The sequence below is a fragment of the Kitasatospora sp. NPDC056181 genome (assembly GCF_042266225.1).
In the GTDB taxonomy this organism is placed as follows: Bacteria; Actinomycetota; Actinomycetes; order Streptomycetales; family Streptomycetaceae; genus Kitasatospora.
On record NZ_JBHJUK010000123.1, the window covers coordinates 1 to 18,355 of the forward strand.

Annotated in this window: 15 protein-coding genes; 6 read left to right on the top strand and 9 right to left on the bottom strand. The window is 74.7% G+C overall.

Going from position 1 to position 18,355, the window contains the following annotated elements; translation table 11 throughout:
- Window positions 1–48: 48 nt before the first annotated feature.
- The 3 genes from ACFC1F_RS33255 to ureA all read right to left on the bottom strand — a co-directional run bounded on the left by ACFC1F_RS33255 (window position 49) and on the right by ureA (window position 3,627).
- A complete protein-coding gene (locus ACFC1F_RS33255) occupies window positions 49–1,092 on the bottom strand; it encodes an agmatine/peptidylarginine deiminase (protein ID WP_376163955.1) in 1,044 nt (347 codons plus the stop codon).
- A gap of 32 nt (window positions 1,093–1,124) precedes the next feature.
- Window positions 1,125–2,846, bottom strand: coding sequence for an urease subunit alpha (locus ACFC1F_RS33260; RefSeq protein ID WP_209417278.1), 1,722 nt, complete (start codon window positions 2,844–2,846; stop codon window positions 1,125–1,127).
- 70 nt (window positions 2,847–2,916) lie between these two features.
- Window positions 2,917–3,627, bottom strand: a complete 711-nt coding sequence (gene ureA / locus ACFC1F_RS33265) for an urease subunit gamma (protein WP_376163957.1) — start codon at window positions 3,625–3,627, stop codon at window positions 2,917–2,919.
- 586 nt (window positions 3,628–4,213) lie between these two features.
- Between ureA and ACFC1F_RS33270 the strand changes: the two genes are divergently transcribed.
- Both ACFC1F_RS33270 and ACFC1F_RS33275 read left to right on the top strand, forming a co-directional pair.
- Window positions 4,214–4,663, top strand: coding sequence for an ATP-binding protein (locus tag ACFC1F_RS33270; RefSeq protein WP_209417276.1), 450 nt, complete (start codon window positions 4,214–4,216; stop codon window positions 4,661–4,663).
- A gap of 334 nt (window positions 4,664–4,997) precedes the next feature.
- Window positions 4,998–7,247, top strand: coding sequence for a SpoIIE family protein phosphatase (locus tag ACFC1F_RS33275; protein ID WP_376163959.1), 2,250 nt, complete (start codon window positions 4,998–5,000; stop codon window positions 7,245–7,247).
- Window positions 7,248–7,365: 118 nt separating this feature from the next.
- Here the strand turns inward: ACFC1F_RS33275 and ACFC1F_RS33280 are convergent, their stop codons facing one another.
- From ACFC1F_RS33280 to ACFC1F_RS33300, 5 genes are all read right to left on the bottom strand, one after another.
- Complete coding sequence (locus ACFC1F_RS33280; protein ID WP_376163961.1) at window positions 7,366–8,400, bottom strand: DUF2637 domain-containing protein; 1,035 nt, start codon at window positions 8,398–8,400, stop codon at window positions 7,366–7,368.
- Window positions 8,401–8,601: 201 nt separating this feature from the next.
- Entirely contained in the window at window positions 8,602–9,480 is an 879-nt protein-coding gene (locus ACFC1F_RS33285; protein WP_376163963.1) for a (2Fe-2S)-binding protein, read from the bottom strand.
- A 178-nt stretch (window positions 9,481–9,658) separates the two neighbouring features.
- Window positions 9,659–10,510 carry a hypothetical protein gene (locus tag ACFC1F_RS33290; RefSeq protein WP_376163965.1) on the bottom strand — a complete coding sequence of 284 codons (852 nt, stop codon included), beginning with the start codon at window positions 10,508–10,510 and terminating at the stop codon, window positions 9,659–9,661.
- A gap of 180 nt (window positions 10,511–10,690) precedes the next feature.
- A complete protein-coding gene (locus tag ACFC1F_RS33295) occupies window positions 10,691–11,560 on the bottom strand; it encodes a hypothetical protein (protein WP_245206346.1) in 870 nt (289 codons plus the stop codon).
- A 187-nt stretch (window positions 11,561–11,747) separates the two neighbouring features.
- Window positions 11,748–12,347 (bottom strand): NTP transferase domain-containing protein, encoded by a 600-nt coding sequence (locus ACFC1F_RS33300; RefSeq protein ID WP_376163967.1) that lies wholly within the window; start codon window positions 12,345–12,347, stop codon window positions 11,748–11,750.
- A gap of 145 nt (window positions 12,348–12,492) precedes the next feature.
- Here ACFC1F_RS33300 and moaA point away from each other — a divergent pair, with 145 nt between their 5' ends.
- Window positions 12,493–13,488, top strand: a complete 996-nt coding sequence (moaA, locus tag ACFC1F_RS33305; protein WP_376163969.1) for a GTP 3',8-cyclase MoaA — start codon at window positions 12,493–12,495, stop codon at window positions 13,486–13,488.
- Between the two features lie 39 nt (window positions 13,489–13,527).
- Here the strand turns inward: moaA and ACFC1F_RS33310 are convergent, their stop codons facing one another.
- Window positions 13,528–14,520 carry a GlxA family transcriptional regulator gene (locus ACFC1F_RS33310; RefSeq protein WP_376163971.1) on the bottom strand — a complete coding sequence of 331 codons (993 nt, stop codon included), beginning with the start codon at window positions 14,518–14,520 and terminating at the stop codon, window positions 13,528–13,530.
- A gap of 127 nt (window positions 14,521–14,647) precedes the next feature.
- On the opposite strand from ACFC1F_RS33310, the gene ACFC1F_RS33315 reads away from it, so the two are divergent.
- From ACFC1F_RS33315 to ACFC1F_RS33325, 3 genes are all read left to right on the top strand, one after another.
- Window positions 14,648–15,568 (top strand): NAD-dependent epimerase/dehydratase family protein, encoded by a 921-nt coding sequence (locus tag ACFC1F_RS33315; RefSeq protein ID WP_376163973.1) that lies wholly within the window; start codon window positions 14,648–14,650, stop codon window positions 15,566–15,568.
- Window positions 15,569–15,829: 261 nt separating this feature from the next.
- Window positions 15,830–16,579: an HNH endonuclease family protein gene (locus ACFC1F_RS33320; protein WP_376163975.1), complete on the top strand. Its 750-nt coding sequence runs from the start codon at window positions 15,830–15,832 to the stop codon at window positions 16,577–16,579.
- 99 nt (window positions 16,580–16,678) lie between these two features.
- The gene (locus ACFC1F_RS33325; RefSeq protein ID WP_376163977.1) at window positions 16,679–18,295 is read left to right on the top strand and encodes an alpha/beta hydrolase; all 1,617 of its coding nucleotides are present in this window, start codon (window positions 16,679–16,681) and stop codon (window positions 18,293–18,295) included.
- Window positions 18,296–18,355: the final 60 nt, after the last annotated feature.

An 18,355-nucleotide genomic window follows, 5' to 3' on the forward strand; every position in this document is an offset into this window, starting at 1 on the left:
GTCCGATTTGCCATCGTCGCAGTTCAGGGGCTGTGACCAGGTAGAACGTCAGGCCTTCGGCTGCTGCTGGGTGATGCAGTGGATGCCGCCGCCGTTGGCGAAGATCTCGCGGGCGTCGACCAGTTCGACGGTCCGGCCGGGGTAGGCCTCGCCGAGGACGGCGGCGGCCTCCTGGTCGCGCGGGTCGTCGAAGCCGCAGAGGATCACGGCGCCGTTGGCCACGTAGTGGTTGATGTAGGAGTAGTCGACCGGCTCGCCCTCCTCGTCCAGCAGGACGGTGGGGGCGGGCAGCTCGATGACCTGGAGCTCCCGGCCCTGTGCGTCGGTGGACGCGCGCAGGATGGCCACGAGCTCCTTGCACACCTCGTGGTCGGGGTGCGACGGGTCCGGCTGGACGTGGGCGACCACGACGCCGGGGCGGACGAAGGAGGCGACGATGTCGATGTGGCCGCGGGTGCCGAACTCGTCGTAGTCGCGGGTGAGTCCGCGCGGCAGCCAGACCGCCTTGGTGGTGCCGAGGAAGGCGTGCAGCTCGGCCTCGACCTCCTCCTTGGTCCAGTCGGAGTTGCGGCCCTCACCGAGCTGGACGGTCTCGGTGACCAGCACCGTGCCCTCGCCGTCGACGTGGATGCCGCCGCCCTCGTTGATCAGCCGCGAGACGAAGCGCTGGACGCCCGTCAGTTCGCCGATGTGCTCGGCGATGTGCTGGTCGTTGTCCCAGCGGGCCCACGACTGCGCGCCCCAGCCGTTGAAGATCCAGTCGGCGGCGGCGAGCGAGCCCTTGCCGTCGATCAGGAACGACGGGCCGATGTCGCGCATCCAGGCGTCGTCCAGCGGGCGCTCGACGATCTCGACCTGCTCGGAGACGTACTTGCGGGCCTCCCCGGTCTCACCGGTGTTGACCACCAGGGTGACCGGCTCGTACCGCACGATCGTGTTGGCCACCGCGGCCCAGGCCTCGCGGCCGGCGTGCAGGCTCTCCGGGCTGTCGAAGGTCGGGTTGGAGGTGGGGAAGGCCATCCAGGTCCGCTCGTGCGGGTGCCACTCGGCGGGCATCCGGTAGCCGAGCGAGGCGGGGGTGGGGGAGGTCATCGTGGATTCCTAGCGGTGGAGGTGAGGGCGGGTCAGAGGAAGTACAGGCGGCTGAGCGAGACGCTGTCGGCCGGCTCGGAGCGCAGCGGGGAGCCGTCCAGCGAGACCAGGCCGGTCTCGGTGACCTGGACGTTGCCGACCCGGGCGTTGCGCACCATGTCGCGCGGGCCGATGCCGCGGGTGCCGCGGACGCCGACGCGCCGGCGCCGGGTGGGCATGCCGTCGGCGGCCCGGTCCAGGTAGGCGCCGTCGGCGGCGGCCTGGGCGACGAAGGCCACCGAGATGTCGGCGGCGGTCGCGCCGTGGGCGCCGAACTGCGGTCCCAGGACGAGGGGTTCGCAGCGGTCGGTGGAGGCGTTGGGGTCGCCGACCACGCCGTACGCGGGGAAGCCGGCCTTCAGGACCAGCTGCGGCTTGGCACCGAAGTGGTCGGGGCGCCAGAGCACGATGTCGGCGAGCTTGCCGATCTCGATCGAGCCGACCTCGTGCGAAAGGCCGTGCGCGATGGCGGGGTTGATGGTGAGTTTGGCGATGTAGCGCAGCACGCGCTCGTTGTCGTCGCCGCCCTCGGTGGTGCCGTAGGAGCCGGTGCCGTCGAGGGGGCCGAGTTCGGCCTTCATCTTGCCGGCCATGGCGAAGGTGCGGCGCACGGTCTCGCCGGCCCGGCCCATGCCCTGGGCGTCGGAGGAGGTGATGCCGATGACCCCGAGGTCGTGCAGCACGTCCTCGGCGCCCATCGTGCCGGCCCGGATGCGGTCGCGGGCCATCGCGGCGTCGCCGGGCAGGTCGACCTTGAGGTCGTGGGCGGAGACGATCATGCCGAAGTGCTCGCCCAGCGCGTCCCGGCCGAACGGCAGGGTCGGGTTGGTGGAGGAGCCGATGACGTTCTCGACGCCGGCCATCTTCAGCACGTTGGGGACGTGCCCGCCGCCGCAGCCCTCGATGTGGAAGGCGTGGATGGTCCGGCCCTCCAGCACCTTGAGGGTGTCCTCGACCGAGAGGCACTCGTTGAGGCCGTCGGTGTGCAGGGCGACCTGGACGTCGTACTCCTCGGCGACCCGCAGCGCGGTGTCCAGCGCGCGGGTGTGCGCGCCCATGTCCTCGTGCACCTTGAAGCCGGAGGCGCCGCCCTCGGCGAGGGCCTCGATCAGCGGGGCCTCGTCGGAGGAGGAGCCGCGGCCGAGGAAGCCGATGTTGACCGGCCAGGCGTCGAAGGCGTTGAAGGCGTGCCGCAGCGCCCAGGGCGAGTTGACGCCGACGCCCCAGACCGGGCCGAACTCCTGGCCGATGATCGTGGTGACGCCGGAGGCGAGCGAGGCCTCCATGATCCGCGGCGAGAGCAGGTGGACGTGGGTGTCGATGGCGCCGGCGGTGGCGATCATGCCCTCGCCGGAGACGATCGTCGTCCCGGTGCCGACCACCACGTCCACGCCGTCCAGCGTGTCCGGGTTGCCGGCCCGGCCGATCGAGGCGATCCGGCCGCCGATCAGACCGATCGAGGTCTTCCGGATGCCCTGGACGGCGTCGATCACCAGCACGTTGCTGATCACCACGTCGCAGGTGTCGCGGACGGCGGCGGGCTTGAGGTGCAGGCCGTCGCGGGCCGTCTTGCCGAAGCCGGCCAGGAACTCGTCGCCCGGGGCCTGCGAGTCGGACTCGACCCGGACGATCAGGCCGCTGTCGCCGAGCCGGATCCGGTCACCGGCGCGGGGGCCGTGCACGGAGATGTAGTCGTGGGGGCTGATCGCGGTCATGCTCCGGCCTCGCTTCGCTCGGTGGGCCACGCCGGCGCGGCCGCTCTGTCCAGGTGCTCGCCCCGCTCGCTCATGAGGGCACCTCGGCGTCGTCGAAGCTGGTCAGGTAGCCCGTCGCGCGGGCCTTGGCCAGCGCGGCCTCCTTGGCGCCGGGGGCGTCCAGCGGGCCGTCCACCAGGCCGGCGAAGCCGATGGCGACGCGCGCGCCGCCGATCGGGACGAGGCCGACCTCGACGGTGGCGCCGGGGTCGAAGCGGACCGAGGAGCCGGCCGGCACCGCGAGGTGGGTGCCGTAGGCGGCGGCGCGGTCGAAGGCCAGGCGCGGGTTGGCCTCGAAGAAGTGGAAGTGCGAGGTGACCGAGATCGGCACCCCGGAGGTGTTGTGGACGGGCAGCACGACCGACTCCTCGACGGGGTCGTAGCCGGTGCCTTCGCCGATCAGTGCGCCGCCGGGGGCCTCGTCGCCGAGCGAACCGGCGCCCTTGAAGGGGTCGTTGACCACGGCGAGGCGGGTGCCGTCCTCGAAGACCGCCTCGACCTGGATCACGGTGACCACGTCGGGCACGCCGGGCAGGACGTCGGCGGCGGTGAGCACGGAGCGGCCGGCCTCGATGGCCTCGGCGAGGCGCTTGCCGTCGCGGGCGGCCTCGCAGACGGTGTCCGCGATCAGGGCGTGCGCCTCGGGAATGTTGAGGCGTACGCCTCGGGCACGGCGGGCACGGGCCAGCTCGGCTGCTGTGAAGATCAGCAGCCGGTCCCGCTCGGTGGGGGTCAGTCGCACGGTTCCTCGCTCGCGGTCGCCGGGGAGGGTGGGGGGTTGAAGTTAGAACGGCGTTCAAACATCCCGGGCCATTGAACCCGGACCCGGCCGCCCTGTCCAGCGTTGCCCGTCCCCGGGTGTTCGGCTCGCCGGACGCCGCCATCGGGTCCGCGGGCGTGTCGCGGGCCACGGCGGGACTGGGGCCCGGCAAGGCAGGGCGGGGCCGGGTCGGGCAGGGCAGGGCCGGGCCGCAGGCCGGGGTGCGCCGGGCGCGCGTCCTGCCCGGCGATGACCGGACGGCGTCGAAAGCCGCCCGTACGCTTCGCAAACCTGTCCGGCCCCGGCAGTTGGATCACGCGGACCGTCCCGTGCCCCTTTCACCACGGGTGATCGCACGCGCACTGTTGCAAACGCCGAAAGCTGGGCATGAGGATGGTGGTCAGAACGAGGGGGCCACCCGGCCGGCGGGGGATCCGGCACCGGGTGCCCGGATTGAGGGCGGGGGCATGTGTTGATGGACGGTCAGTCGCGATTCCCGCGGCAGCGGACGAGTTCGGGGGACGCATTCCGGCCCAGGGCCCAGGGCGGCGCACCGGGCGTACCGGGAATGCCCGGCGTCACCGGCGCAGCGGGCCCGGCGCTTCCCGGCACACCGGCGCCCGGCTGTGCGCTGCACCGCCGGCTCCACCTGGCGGTCGACGCCGCCGACCTGGTCGCGGTCGGCGCGGTCCGGCACCGGCTGCGCACCGCGCTCGGCGACTGGGGGGTGCCGGAGCTGGCCGACACGGCCGAGCTGCTCTCCTCCGAGCTGGTCACCAACGCGCTGCTGCACACCGGCCAGGGCGCGGTCTTCGACGCGGTGCTCACCGCCGACCTGCGGCTGCGGATCGAGGTCCGGGACGGCGCCGGCCGGCTGCCCGGCCGACGCCGCGACCCGGACGCCGAGTACGCCACCTCGGGGCGCGGGCTGGTGCTCGTCGAGGCGCTGGCCGACGCCTGGGGGGTGCAGCTGCGCGGGGACGGCAAGGTCACCTGGTTCGAGCTGGCCTCGCCCTGATCCGCCCTGCCCGGTCCACCCGCCGGGGCCGCCGGGCCAGCCCGGTCCACCCGGCGGGGAGCCTTGCCGGGGCCGGGGTGAATAACGTCGTTCGCCATCGAACGGAACGCCGGGCCGAAGGGTCGGCGGAAGATTTCCGGCCCGTTGCCATTGCCGCTCGGCCGAACATTGGCCAGGATGGTGGGAATGTGTGTCCGCGTGCGGGAAGCAGCGGGGAGACCTCACCTCGACTGACCACCGCCGTCGCACGGCATTGTCCAGCACCACCCATCACACCGCCACGCGGCCCGCCCGAACGGTCGGCACGGTCCGCCACGGCAGCGGCAGGAGCAGCATGCCCACTGAGCCCGAGTCCCCGGGGTCGGCGCTTCCTCCCGGCCAGTCCACGGCCGGGTCGGGGCGGGCGAGACCACCCGCCCAGGCGGTGCGCAGGCACGCGCTGAGGACAGCGCCGGGGCTGGCGGCCGGGCGGCTGGCGCCGATGCTCTCCGGCGGCCTGGCGGTCCCCTCGGGGGACTCCACGCCGGACTGGCTGGAGCCCGCGATGGCCGCCAACGGCATCGGCTCCTTCGACTGGGACATCCGCCGCGACGTCCTGGAGGGCGACCAGCGGGCCTGCACGATCATGGGCCTGGACGCGGCCGAGAAGAGCCGCTTCGACCGCACCTCCGCGTCCTTCCTGGCCCTGCTGCACCCCGAGGACTCGCCCGTGGTGCGCCGCCGGGTCGAGCGCGCGGTGGCCGAGCTGGGCCAGTGCGGCGCCTACTACCGCACGGTCGGGCCGAACGGGTCGATGCGGGCGGTCCGGTTCCGCGGCAGGGTCCTCGCGGACGCCTTCGGCCGCGCCTCCCGGATGGTCGGCTTCGTCTGGGACGCCACCGTCGAGCTGCACAAGCGCGACCGCGCCGACCGGATGGCCCTGCTCCGCGAGGAGCGCTCGCGGTTCATCAAGGAGGCCGCCCGGGCGCTCTCCGAGGCCGTCACCGTCCGCGACGTCGCCCGGGTCTTCACCGAGCTGCCGCTGCCGGGCCTGCCGCCGGACGGCCTGGTGCTGGCCTCCTTCGAGGCCGGCCGGGTGCAGATGCTCGGCGCCTCCGGCTACCGGCCCGACGAGCTCGCCGTCTGGGACCGCTCGGTGCTGCCCGCCGCCCACCCGGCGGCCGAGGCGCTGCGCAACCGCGCCCCCGTCTTCATCGCCAGCCGCGACGAGTACCGCGAGCGCTACGCCGAGGTCTGGGAGCCGACCAGCCGGACCGGCCGCAGCTCCTGGGCCTTCCTGCCGCTGGTGGCGAGCGGCCGGGCGATCGGCGTCTGCGTGGTCAGCTTCGACGACGACCGCGAGCTGGACGCCGACGAGCGCACCCTGCTCTCCACCCTCGGCGGCCTGGTCGCCCAGTCGCTGGCCCGCGCCCGGCTGCACGACGCCGAGCACGAGCTGGCGGCCGGCCTCCAGCGGGTGATGCTGCCGCGCACCGTGCCGTCCGTGCCCGGGGTCTCCACCGCCGTCCGCTACCTGGCGGCCGGCTCCGGCCTGCAGATCGGCGGCGACTGGTACGACGTCGTCCCGCTGCCCGGCGGCCACGTCGGGCTGGTGATCGGCGACGTCCAGGGGCACGACGTGCACGCCGCCGGGATCATGGGCCAGCTGCGGATCGCGCTGCGCGCGTACGCGGCCGAGGGCCATCCGCCGGCCGCGGTGATGGCCCGGGCCTCCCGCTTCCTCGCCGACCTCGACACCGACCACTTCGCGACCTGCACCTACGCCGAGGTGAACGTCGACTACGGCGTGGTGTACGCCGTCCGGGCCGGTCACCTGGACCCGCTGGTCCGCCGGGCCGACGGCACCGCCTCCGTGGTCCCGGTCGCGGGCGGGCTGCCGCTGGGCATCGCCCCCGACGAGGAGTACCGGGTCACCCGCTTCAGCCTGGACCCGGGCGAGACGGTGCTGCTCTGTACCGACGGCCTGGTCGAGGCGCGCGGCATGGACCTCGACGACGGCATCGCCCGGCTCGCCGCGGCGCTCGCCGGTCCGCTCGACGGCCACGCCGTGCAGGCCCGCGACCCGCTGGAGGGCCTCGCCGACCGGATCGCCTCCCAGGCCGCCGACGACAGCGAGCGCGAGGACGACATAGCGCTGCTGCTCCTGCGCTGGGACGGCCCGGAGGGCGGCCTCGCCGCCCAGCAGCTGCGCCGCCGGATCGGCCAGGCGGACCTCGCCCGGATCTCCGAGGTGCGGGCCGAGCTGCGCGACGCGCTGCGGCGCTGGGGCGTGGCCGAGCTGGTGGACACCGCGGAGCTGCTCGCCTCGGAGCTGGTCACCAACGCGATCCGGCACACCGACCGGGACGCCATGTTCACCGCCCGGCTCTACCGGGAGCCGGTGGCCGACGGCGGCCGGGCCCGGCTGCGGGTCGAGGTGGAGGACGAGTCGGACCTCTGGCCCACCCGTCGGACCCCGGGGGAGCAGGCCTCCTCCGGGCGCGGGCTGATGCTGGTCGAGGCGCTGGCGGACGGCTGGGGCGTGGAGCCGCGCGGCTCGGGCAAGCGGATGTGGTTCGAGCTCACGGCCACGCCCGCGGCCTAGGGTCCGGCTTCACGCCCCCGTGGTCCGCCCGGAGGGCGGGCGGGGGCTTCGGACGGGACCTCAGGCCCGTCCCGGCGGGGCGCCCCGGTCGGGTGCTCCGGCCGGGACGCCAGGAGTCTCAGCCGAACTGCTGCTCCAGGTCCTTCAGCTTGCGCTCCAGCGAGTCCAGCCGGGGCAGTGCGACGGTGTCCTCCTCCGTCGTGAGGTCGATGGTGCGCCGCTCCGGGCGGGCCGGCAGGCCCTGCTGGGCGACCGGGCCCTCGGCGGGCGCCGGCGCCTCGACGGCGGGCCGGTCCGCCGCGGGCGCGCCGGCTATGGCGGACTCCTGGCCGGACTCCAGCTGCCGGGCCGCTCCGCGCGGGCGCCAGACGCTGTTGGTGCGGTTGATGGCCCTGATCTCGGCCCGCTCGCGGCGGCCGGCCAGCCTGCGGCGCTCCTTCTCCGCGGTCTTCTCCCGCTTGTCCTCGCGGACCTCGTCCACCGCCTCGTCCAGGCTGCGGACGCCCTCCAGCAGCATCAGCGACCAGGCCGCGTAGGTCTCGCGGGGAGCGCGCAGCCAGCGGACGATCCGGATCTGCGGCAGCGGGCGGGGGACGAGCCCCTGCTCGCGCAGGGCGGCCCGGCGGGTCTGCTTGAGCGCCCGGTCGAACAGCACGGCGGCCGAGAGCGACATCCCCGCGAAGAACTGCGGCGCGCCGGCGTGGCCGAAGCCGCGCGGGGCGTGCACCCAGTTGAACCAGGCGGAGGCCCCGGCGAACAGCCAGACCAGCAGGCGCGAGCCGAGGGCGGCGTCGCCGTGGCTGGCCTCGCGGACGGCGAGGACGGAGCAGAACATCGCCGCGCCGTCCAGGCCGAACGGGACGAGGTACTCCCAGCCCCCGGAGAGGTTGAGGTTCTGCACCCCGAATCCGACCAGGCCGTGGAAGGAGAGTGCGGCCGCGACGGCGGCGCAGCAGAACAGCAGCGTGTACGAGGCCCCGCCGTACAGGGACTCCTTGCGGCGGCGGCGTTCCTCGGAACGCTCCCAGGAATCCGCGCCGCCCGGTCCGGCGGCGGATCCCCGGCTCCGGGCCAGGACCACCAGCAGGCCGGTGACCAGCAGGACCGCCACGCCGGTGACGGCCCAACCGAGCGGTATATCGGACAGTTTCATCGCTTGGACCAGCCTCGCTTTCCTGCGTCGTGATGGCGGGGACCATCATGACGGATATGCGGGCGGGTATTGGCCGATTCGCCGTCAATGCGCTGAGGAGAGGGATTTCTGACGTGGGAGAAGTCGCATTGTCTTACTTATAAAGGGTCATTGTTTCCCGGAATTCCGGGGCCGCCGAGGCGGGGCCCGAAGGGAATCCGGTCAACCTCGTGTGATGCGGGGGCAGCCGCCGCACATCGCCTCGGGTCGGGCGGTGTAGACGAGGCAGCAGCTGGCCCGGGAGCGGTCGCCGTCCGGGGGGCCGAGGTGCGGAGTGCCGGGGGCCGCCGGCGCCGGGTGGGTGAAACCCGCGCCCGGCGTGAACGGTGAGACGGATGCGCCGGGCGTGCACTCCGCGGGCGCCGGCGCGAACAGCGCGGTCAGCTCGGTGCGGGCCCGCTCCTCCTCGCCGAGCAGCCCGCCGACGTGCCAGAGGCCCTCCACCGCGGCGTCCGTGGCCATCGCCCAGAGGGTGCGCGGTCCGCGCCGCACCTCCGGGCGGAAGGCCGCCAGCACCGGCGTCAGGAACCCGGCCAGCGCCGTCCGCAGCCCGGCGGCCAGCTCGGGTTCGCCGTCCGCCGTGCGGGCGCCGGGCAGGCCGGCCGCCGGGTCGCCGGGCAGGCAGACGAAGGCGCCCGGACGGGCCGTCAACTCGCCGGAGGAACGGCGGACCGAGACGTCCGCGGGGGTGAGCAGCGGCACCCGGCGCTCCAGGAACCAGGGCAGGGTGAACAGCAGCGCGGTCGCCCAGGTGAAGCGGTGCAGGCCGAAGCCGGCCGCCACGTCGGGGCGCAGCGGCCGGCCGTACTGGGCCAGGCCCTGCCGGGCGTCGTGGGCGATCAGTTCGCGCAGCGCCTCCGGGCGGGCGAGCAGGTCGGCGCCGCCGAGCCAGCCGTCGCCGGTGCGCGGCGGGCCGCAGTGCACGCTCAGGGCGGGGAACAGCTCGCCGATCCGCCGGTGGCTCGCGGTGCACGGCTGCGGCGCGCGGGCGGCGGCCGGCACGGCGGGGGTGGTGCAGTGGACGGTGCTGCTCGCGGTCATGGTGCGGCCCCATCGGGTCGACCGGCGCCCGTGCGGGACCGCCCGGCCGGTCCCGGCCGGAAGTCGTGCGGGCGCGCGCCCGTGGCCAGGCCCCGGCCGGCCGGGGCCTGGCTGAGCCCGGGAACGGCAAGGCGAACCCGGCCGGGGTACTGCTCCCCCCGGCCAGGTTAGGCTCACCTTAGCTGATAGTTCCCCGCGGGTCCCGCCCGATGCGCCCGTCCGGGGGAGCGCCCGGCGTGCGCGCCGCGCTCAGCTGGCGCGCGAGCCACACCGGTACGCCTCCGAGCGCCTGCACCAGCCTGGTGGCCTCGGCCCGCATCCGGGCCGCCTCGCCGGGTTCGGAGACCTCGGCCAGTGCCGCCAGTGCGGGCGCCACCCCCACCGTGAAACCGAGTTGCTCGCGCAGTCGCAGCGAGGCGTCGAACCCCTCCCTGGCCCGGTCGTGGTCCCCGGCGGCCTGGGCCAGTGCGGCCAGGTGGCGCCAGGTGTAGGAGCGCAGCAGTTCGTCCCCGCGCTCGCCCGCGCCCTCGTGGGCCCGGCGGTAGGCGATCCAGGCGGCCGTCCGGTCGCGCAGCAGGTTCTCCGCGACCAGGCCGCGACGGAAGTCCAGCAGCGGGCGCCCGGGGGCGTCCGGCGGGAGCAGCGCGGAGGTGCGGCCGAGCGCCGCCTGGGCCTCGTCGAGCCGGTCGCGCGCGCCGAGCACGCTGGCGACGTACGCCAGGAACCCGCGGGCGCACGCGGCGGCCGCGCGCTGCTCGGTGGTGGTGACCACGGCCTCGGCGAGGCGCAGCGCCTGCTCCGCCTGGGTCCAGTGTGCGGCGGTGAACAGGCACTGTTCGATGAGGAGTTCGGCCCGGCCGAGTGCGGCCGCCGGGTCTCTTTCGGCGGCCGGGCGTAACAGCTCCGCGGCCTCCTGCCAGCACGCCCGGGACCGCAGCCGCCACACGGTGTCCCCCGGCTCCGCGGGCGCCGCCCGCCCGCGCCCTTCCCGCCCGTCCCGGCCGCTCGGGCCCCATCCGTGCTCCGACAACGCCACCTCCTTGTGTGCGCCATCCAGCAGGGCACGGGCCTCTACCCCCAAGGCCCGCGCTGTGGCGGCAATTCAACACGGGGGTGAGCTTGTGCACCAGATCACGAGCGCAGGTTGTTGCGTTCGGAGGCGGAATGATCTAGAGGGCGTTCCGGGGCCGGCCGTGCGGGCCGGGCCGGCTCAGGACGTCCAGCCGGTCTCCATCAGGGCCTCGGCGGCGCCGTTGGCGGGCTGCGGCACCCCGGCGAGGTCCAGGCTGAACAGGGCGACCAGCAGCTGCTCGCCGCGGACGGTGGCCTGGTGGGAGTAGCCGGCCAGGGTGAACATCGCGGCGGCCATCTCCTCGGCGTGCAGGGTCTGGAGCCAGAGGCACTCCACGGACTTCACGTCGGCCGGCTCGGTCCAGGTGTCCACCTGGGCGACCATCCGGCTGCCCAGCAGGGTGACGCCGTCGCGTTCCTGGGCCTCCGTCAGTTCCAGGTCCTCGAAGCCGAGCCACTCCAGGTAGCGGGCGGCCGTGAACACGGCGTCCTGGGAGGTGCGGACGGGGTGCGGGCGGAACGGCGCCCGCCGTCGCCAGGGCGTGGCGGTGGCACCGGACCCGCCGGGCGCGGCGGGCGCGGGCGCGCCGTGCGGGTGGGCCGGGGACGGGCGGGAGGAGTGCGGCCCGGCGGGGCCGAGCTGCCCCGCGGAGGCCCGGCCGGTGGTGGCGCTGCCGCCGAGCCGGGTGGTGCGGTCCACCGGCAGGCGGACGGTGGCGCCGCAGTTGCAGGTGAACTCGGGCTGCGGCCACTGGTCCGAGCGGCCGCAGTGCGGGCAGCGCATGTTCAGCCAGGAGTCCTCCCAGGACCGGAACCGGACCTGCACCGGAACGCCGCCGCGCAGCAGCGGCACCTTGAGCGAGGCGCCGCAGGGGCAGGGCAGCGACGGCGGCTCGTACAGGTGCTCGCGCCGGCAGGCGGGGCAGCGGATCGCCCGGGCACCACCACCCGCCCCCGGCCCGTGCTGCGCGGGATCGTGTCCGGTGAAGTCGTCGGGCAGTCCGGACATCGCGGGCACCGTCCGTTCGAATCGGGGTGGAGGGTCGTGTCCCATGCTCCCCGAAACGCGGGGGCCGCGGCGCGGAATGCCGCAATCCTCAGGGACAGATCAGGGGTGTACGGCTGATCCCTCGCCAGGGAGGAGGAGGTCGGGCCACCCCCGAGGGGGATCGGGAGCCGACGCCGGCCACGGGCGGTCACCCGGCGGACCAGCGGGCCAGGTCGGCGGGGGTGTCCAGGTCGTCCGGCACGGCGACATCGGCGCACTCGACCAGCGCGAGATCCCCGGCGTGCGCCGCCAGCAGCGCCCGCGCGCCCGCGTCTCCGGTGGCGCCCGCCGCCGCCTCGTCGAAGTAGCGGGCCCCGATCAGCACCGGGTGCCCGCGCCGCCCGCCGTACGCCGCCGCGGCCAGCCCGGCGCCCGCCCGGTGGGCGGCCACCAGCCTGGCCACCGCCGCCGCGGTGACCCCGGGCGTGTCCACCAGCATCACCAGCACGGCCGGGACCGACGGCGGCAGCGCGGCGAGCCCCGCCCGCAGCGAGGAGCCCATGCCGTCCGCCCAGTCGGGGTTCTCCACGAGCCGGCAGCCCGGCAGGTGCGCGGTCGCCCGGACCCGGTCGCGGGCGGCGCCCAGCACCACCGTGACGTCCGGGCAGCCGCCCGCCCGGACCGTCGCCACCGCGTGCTCCACCAGCGGCCGCCCCCGGTACGGGATCAGGGCCTTGGGCCGTCCGCCCAGTCGCCGGCCGCCGCCGGCGGCCAGGACGAGGGCGGCGACGGGTCGTTCGAGCTGCATGCGCCCAGCCTGCCCGGCCGGGGCCGCCCGCGCAGCCGTACGAACCCACAGTTGGACGAATGCACAAGGCGAACCCGCAGGTCGCGGCCGCTCCCCGGCGGTTCGGCCGCTGGATCTCCCGCCCGGCTGCCCCTGTACTTGGCAGATGAACACCGCACCGCGCCCGCTGCTGGACCGCTTCGGCAGGGTCCACACCGACCTGCGGGTCTCGCTCACCGACCGCTGCAACCTGCGCTGCACCTACTGCATGCCGGCCGAGGGCCTCGACTGGCTGCCCAAGGCCGAGGTGCTCAGCGACGACGAGGTGGTCCGGCTGGTACGGATCGCCGTGGAGCGGCTGGGCATCGCCTCGGTGCGGCTCACCGGCGGCGAACCGCTGCTGCGGCGCGGACTGCCGGAGCTGGTCGGGCGCATCACCGCGCTCGGCCCCGAGGTCTCGCTGACCACCAACGGCATCGGGCTGGCCCGGACGGCCGGTGCGCTGAAGGAGGCCGGGCTGCACCGGGTCAACGTCAGCCTGGACACCCTGCGCCCCGAGCGGTACGCCGAGATCACCCGCCGCGACCGGATCGCCGACGTCCTCGCGGGCCTGGCCGCCGCGCAGGCCGCCGGGCTCGCCCCGGTCAAGGTCAACGCGGTGCCGGTGCGCGGCGTCAACGACGACGAGATCCTCGGCCTGGCCGCGTTCGCCGCCGAGCACGGCTACCGGATGCGGTTCATCGAGTCCATGCCGCTGGACGCCCAGGGTGCGTGGGACCGGGCGAAGATGATCACCGCCGACGAGATCCTGGCCGTGCTCTCCACCCGCTGGGACCTCGTCCCGGTCGGCCGGCACGGGAACGCCCCCGCCGAGGAGTGGCGGATCGCCGGCACCGACACCGTGATCGGCGTGATCGCCTCCGTCACCCGCCCGTTCTGCGGCGGCTGCGACCGCGTCCGCCTCACCGCCGACGGCCAGCTGCGCAACTGCCTCTTCGCCACCGAGGAGTCCGACCTGCGCGTCCTGCTGCGCGGCGGGGCCGGCGACGACCGGATCGAGGAGGCCTGGCGCAACACCATCGCCCGCAAGGGCCCCGGGCACGACATCAACTCGGCCGGCTTCGTCCGGCCGGACCGGCCGATGTCCGCGATCGGCGGCTGATCCGGCACTGCGGGGGGCACGGCGTCCGCACGGCCGGGGTCACGGCGTCCGCGCGGCCGGCCGGCGCGCGGCCCGGCCCGTCAGGGCGAACCGCGCACGGTAGGCGCGCGGGGTCATGCCGACCCGCTGGAGCAGGTGGCGGCGCAGGGAGTCGGGGGTGCCGAACCCGGTGCGGTCGGCGATCAGGTCGACGGGATGATCGGTGCTCTCCAGCAACTCGCGGGCGCGCTCGACCCGCTGGGCCAGCAACCACTGCAGCGGTGTGGTGCCCGCCTCGGCCAGGAAGCGGCGGTTGAGGGTGCGGACGCTGACGCCCGCGTGCGCGGCCAGCGCGGCCAGGGTGAGCGGCTCGTGCAACCGCCCCTGGGCCCAGGCCCGGGTGGCGGCCAGTGACGTCCCGTCCGCCGCGGCCACCGGCGCCGGGAGGTCCGGGGCCTGCCCGCCGTCCCGGGCCGCCGATACCACCGCCAGCCGGGCCACCGCGTTGGCCACCGCGGCGCCGTGGTCGGAGCGCACCATGTGCAGGCAGAGGTCGATCCCCGCGGTCAGCCCCGCCGAGGTCAGCACCGGGCCGTCCTCCACGAACAGGGCCGGTTGCACCCGGACGGCCGGGAAGCGGTGGCCGAGCGCGCCCGCCTGGACCCAGTAGGTGGTGGCGCGGCGTCCGTCCAGCAGCCCGGCCTGGGCGAGGACGAACGCGCCGGCGCACAGCGAGGCGACCCGCGCGCCCTTGTCCGCCGCCGAACGCAGCGCCGCCAGCACCCGTTCGTCCGCCTCGGCGCGCGCACCCGAGCCCGTCACCATCACGGTGTCGGCCCGTTCCAGCGCCTCCAGCCCGTGCGGGACGACCACCTGAAGGCTGCCGGTGGCCGCCACCGGGCCCGGCTCCATCGTGCAGACCGTCACCTCGTACGCCGGCTGCCCGTCCAACTCGGCGGCGCCGAAGACGATTTCGGGGATGGAGAGGTCGAAGGTGGTCACCGGGGGGACGGCGAGCACCGCGATCCGGTGGATCCGCTCGGACGAGGGCATGGCCAGAACCTCCGGAAGCTTGGCAGCCGCGGCGCTGTTCCGTGACGGCGCCCGGTCGGACAGTGGAGCACGACGGCGCGCAGCCCGCGCCGCGACACCCACCACCCTGCCAACCCGGAGTAGCGCCATGTCCTTCCACGTCGTCACCGGTGCCGGTTCCACCGGCACCGCCACCGCGCTTCGGCTCGCCGAGTCCGGAGAGCGGGTCCGCCTGGTCACCCGGCGCGGCAGCGGGCCCGAGCACCCCGGCATCGAGCGGATCGCCGCCGACGCCACCGACGCCGACGCGCTCGCCGCCCTCACCGAGGGCGCGACCGTGCTGATCAACTGTGCCGCGCCGGCGTACCACCGCTGGCCGCAGGAGTTCCCGCCGCTGGCCGCCGCGCTGCTGACCACCGCCGAACGGACCGGCGTCGGCTACGTGATGCTCGGCAACCTCTACGGCTACGGGCCGGTGGACGGCCGGCTCCACGAGGAGCTGCCGCTCGCCCCGGCCGGCCGCAAGGGCACGGTCCGTGCCGGGCTCTGGGAGGACGCACTGGCCGCGCACCGGGCGGGCCGGGTGCGTGCCACCGAGGTCCGGGCCAGCGACCTCCTCGGGCCGGGCGCCGGCTCGCTCTTCCAACTGACGGTCGCCCCCGCCGTGGTGGCCGGCGATCCCGTCTCCTACCCCGCCGACCCGGCCGCGCCGCACAGCTGGTCCTACACCGGTGACGTGGCCGCCACCCTGATCGCGGCAGCCCGCTCCGAGGCGGCCTGGGGCCGGGCCTGGCACGTCCCCAGCACCAGCGAGGCACCGGCCGGGGTGCTCGCCGGGGAGCTGGCCCGGGTGGCCGGCGCACCCGCGCCGAAGCTCACCGCGCTCTCGCCGGAGGAACTGGCGAAGCTGGGGGAGGAGGACGAAATCCTCGCCGAGGTGGTGGAGATGGGCTACCTCTACTACCGCCCGCAGCTGCTCGACTCGGCCCGCACCGAGCGGGAGCTGGGCGTCTCGGCGACGCCGCTCGACGAGGTGCTCGCGCGGACGGTGCGCTCGCTGCGGGGGTGACGGGCGCCCGGCCGACACCGGGGTGCGGGCTTCGATCCGGTACGTGAACTTCGCTCCGGACGCGCGATTTCACGCTGGATGCGCACTTTCACACCGGGTGCGGGATTCGCGCCGGATGCGGGATTCGGGCCGGATGCGGGATTCGGGCCGGGATGTGAGCTTCGACATGCTCGAACGCCCCGCGCTGCGCCGCCTTGACGCGGTGGGGGGCGGCTGGTCTGCTGGTTCGCCGTCAGCCGCCACCCACTTCGGGAGTCCTCCGTGCCCGCCCGCCGCGCCGCCGTGTCCGCCGCCGTCCTCCTGATACCCGTCCTGGCGCTGGCCGGCTGCTCCGGCGCCGGGAAGCCCTCCGCCGGCGGCGCCGCGCCGGCCGGTGGTGCGGGTACCAGTCCGCTGCAGAACCCCGACGGCACCAGGCCCGGCCTGGCGCCGCTCACCTCGCCGCAGGACCAGAAGGCCGGCCGGGACCTCATCGCCAAGGTCGCCACCGCCGCCGCCGGCCCGAAGGACGGCTACGACCGCAACGAGTTCGGCCCGGCGTGGACGGACAACGTGGACGGCGTCCCGGGCGGCCACAACAACTGCGACACCCGCAACGACCTGCTGGCCCGCGACGGCCGGGCGGTGGAGCGCAAGGACGGCTCGAACTGCGTGGTCACCGCGATGACCATCGACGACCCGTACACCGGCAAGACCGTCCAGTGGACGAAGCAGCAGGCCACGAGGATCCAGATCGACCACGTGATGCCGCTCTCCTACGACTGGCAGATGGGCGCGGCCAAGTGGGACAAGGGCAAGCGCGTGCAGATCGCCAACGACCCGCTCAACCTCATCCCGGCCGACGGCTCGCAGAACGCCTCCAAGGGCGACTCCGGCCCGGCCACCTGGCTGCCCGCCAACACGACGATCCGCTGCGCGTACGCGGTGCGGTTCGCCCAGGTGTCGCTGAAGTACCAACTGCCGGTCACCGAGGCCGACAAGAAGGCCATGCTCCAGCAGTGCGGCGGCTGAGGAAACGTTTCGCCAGTCTTTGTCCGCATTGCCTCCCGGGGCCTCGCCGGCGATGTGACTCCTGTGATGAACGGGTGATATTCGTGTGCGGTGCATTCGATGATCACCCGGTTCTCACGGCGCGCGCTGCCCGCCGCCGTTGCCGCCGCCCTCCTGGCCGGCTGCACCAGTTCGGCCGGCTCCGGCGACGCGGCCTCCGGTACCACGTCGCCGGCCGCCGCCCCGGCCACGACCACCGCGCCGCCCACCCCGACCGCCACACCCACCCCGACGCCGAAGCCGACCGGCCAGGCGGACCCGGCGCTCAAGCCGTTCTACGGCCAGCAGATCGCCTGGACGCAGTGTGCCGACGACCCGCAGTCCACGAAGATCGACGAATCGGTGGTGCAGTGCGCCACCCTCAAGGTCCCGCTGGACTACGCCAACCCGGCGGGGGAGGCGCTCGACGTCGCCGTCGTCCGCAACCCCGGCCTCAAACAGGACCAGAGGGTCGGCTCCCTGCTGGTCAACCCCGGCGGGCCCGGCGGCTCCGGCGTCAACATGGTCAAGCGAAGCCCCGACGGCTACGCGGGCCCGCTGCACGACCGCTTCGACATGGTCGGGTTCGACCCGCGCGGCGTCGGCCTGACCAGCCCGCTGAACTGCCTGGACGACAAGGCCCGCGACGAGTGGGTCACCACCGACGCCCCGGGTGCGGACCACGGCAAGGTGCTCGCCGAGGCCTGCCAGGCCAAGTACGCCAAGGTGCTGCCGTTCGTCAGCACCCGCAACACCGCCCGCGACATGGACGTGCTGCGCGGCGCCCTGGGCGACCAGAAGCTCAACTACCTCGGCATGTCCTACGGCACCTACCTCGGCAGCCTCTACGCCGAGGAGTTCCCGGACCGGGTCGGCCGGCTCGTCCTGGACGGTGCCACCTCCCCGTCCACCTCGCTCGTCCAGCACAACATCGAGCAGTACGCCGGGTTCGAGCGGGCGCTCAAGGCCTTCGCGGCCGACTGCGTGACCAAGGACCCGTGCTCGCTCGGCAAGGACCCGGACAAGGCCGCGCAGAAGCTCGCCGGCTTCCTCGACGGCCTCAAGGACCACCCGCTCAAGACCGCCAAGGGGCGCACCCTCACCGCCAACGCCGCCTGGACCGGCGTCATCAGCAGCCTCTACGGCGGCGAGAAGGCGTGGACCAATCTGCGCAACATCCTCGCCTTCGCCATGCTCCGCGACAAGGGCGAGTACCTGCTCGACCTCGCGGACGGCTACAACGGTCGTGACGGGGACGGGAAGTACGGCGCCTCCGCGGACGCGTACACCGCCATCCACTGCGCCGACGGTGCCACCGACGCGCCCACCGGTGAGCAGTTGCAGGCCGCGCTCGCGGAGCTCGCCGCCAAGGCGCCGCTGGTCAGCGGGCATGAGCCGACGATGGCGCTGTTCGACCCGGACTGCCGGATCTGGCCGTTCCGCTCCGCCGAGAAGCCGCACGCGGTCGCGTCCAAGAGCGACGCCACCATCGTCGTCGTCGGCTCGACCGGCGACCCGGCCACGCCGTACGCGTGGTCCGAGAAGCTCACCACCGAACTCGGTCACGCCGTACTGCTCACCCGTGAGGGAGAGGGCCACACCGCGTACGGCAAGAGCGCGTGCATCCGCAGCTCGGTCGACGCCTTCCTGGTGGACGGCACCGTGCCGGCCGCCGGGACGCGCTGCAAGACGGACTGACCCGCACGGCGAAGGGGCGTACCGCGATGCTTCTCGCGGTGCGCCCCTTCGCCGTTGCCC

Excerpts from the sequence above, each read along its gene's own strand:
- moaA (WP_376163969.1), top strand. The coding sequence starts at position 12,493 with ATGAACACCGCACCGCGCCCGCTGCTGGACCGCTTCGGCAGGGTCCAC.
- ACFC1F_RS33280 (WP_376163961.1), bottom strand. The coding sequence starts at position 8,400 with ATGAAACTGTCCGATATACCGCTCGGTTGGGCCGTCACCGGCGTGGCG.
- ACFC1F_RS33295 (WP_245206346.1), bottom strand. The coding sequence starts at position 11,560 with ATGTCCGGACTGCCCGACGACTTCACCGGACACGATCCCGCGCAGCAC.
- ACFC1F_RS33260 (WP_209417278.1), bottom strand. The coding sequence starts at position 2,846 with ATGACCGCGATCAGCCCCCACGACTACATCTCCGTGCACGGCCCCCGC.
- ACFC1F_RS33315 (WP_376163973.1), top strand. The coding sequence starts at position 14,648 with ATGTCCTTCCACGTCGTCACCGGTGCCGGTTCCACCGGCACCGCCACC.
- ACFC1F_RS33285 (WP_376163963.1), bottom strand. The coding sequence starts at position 9,480 with ATGACCGCGAGCAGCACCGTCCACTGCACCACCCCCGCCGTGCCGGCC.
- ACFC1F_RS33275 (WP_376163959.1), top strand. The coding sequence starts at position 4,998 with ATGCCCACTGAGCCCGAGTCCCCGGGGTCGGCGCTTCCTCCCGGCCAG.
- ACFC1F_RS33325 (WP_376163977.1), top strand. The coding sequence starts at position 16,679 with ATGATCACCCGGTTCTCACGGCGCGCGCTGCCCGCCGCCGTTGCCGCC.
- ACFC1F_RS33270 (WP_209417276.1), top strand. The coding sequence starts at position 4,214 with ATGCCCGGCGTCACCGGCGCAGCGGGCCCGGCGCTTCCCGGCACACCG.
- ACFC1F_RS33310 (WP_376163971.1), bottom strand. The coding sequence starts at position 14,520 with ATGCCCTCGTCCGAGCGGATCCACCGGATCGCGGTGCTCGCCGTCCCC.
- ACFC1F_RS33255 (WP_376163955.1), bottom strand. The coding sequence starts at position 1,092 with ATGACCTCCCCCACCCCCGCCTCGCTCGGCTACCGGATGCCCGCCGAG.
- ACFC1F_RS33300 (WP_376163967.1), bottom strand. The coding sequence starts at position 12,347 with ATGCAGCTCGAACGACCCGTCGCCGCCCTCGTCCTGGCCGCCGGCGGC.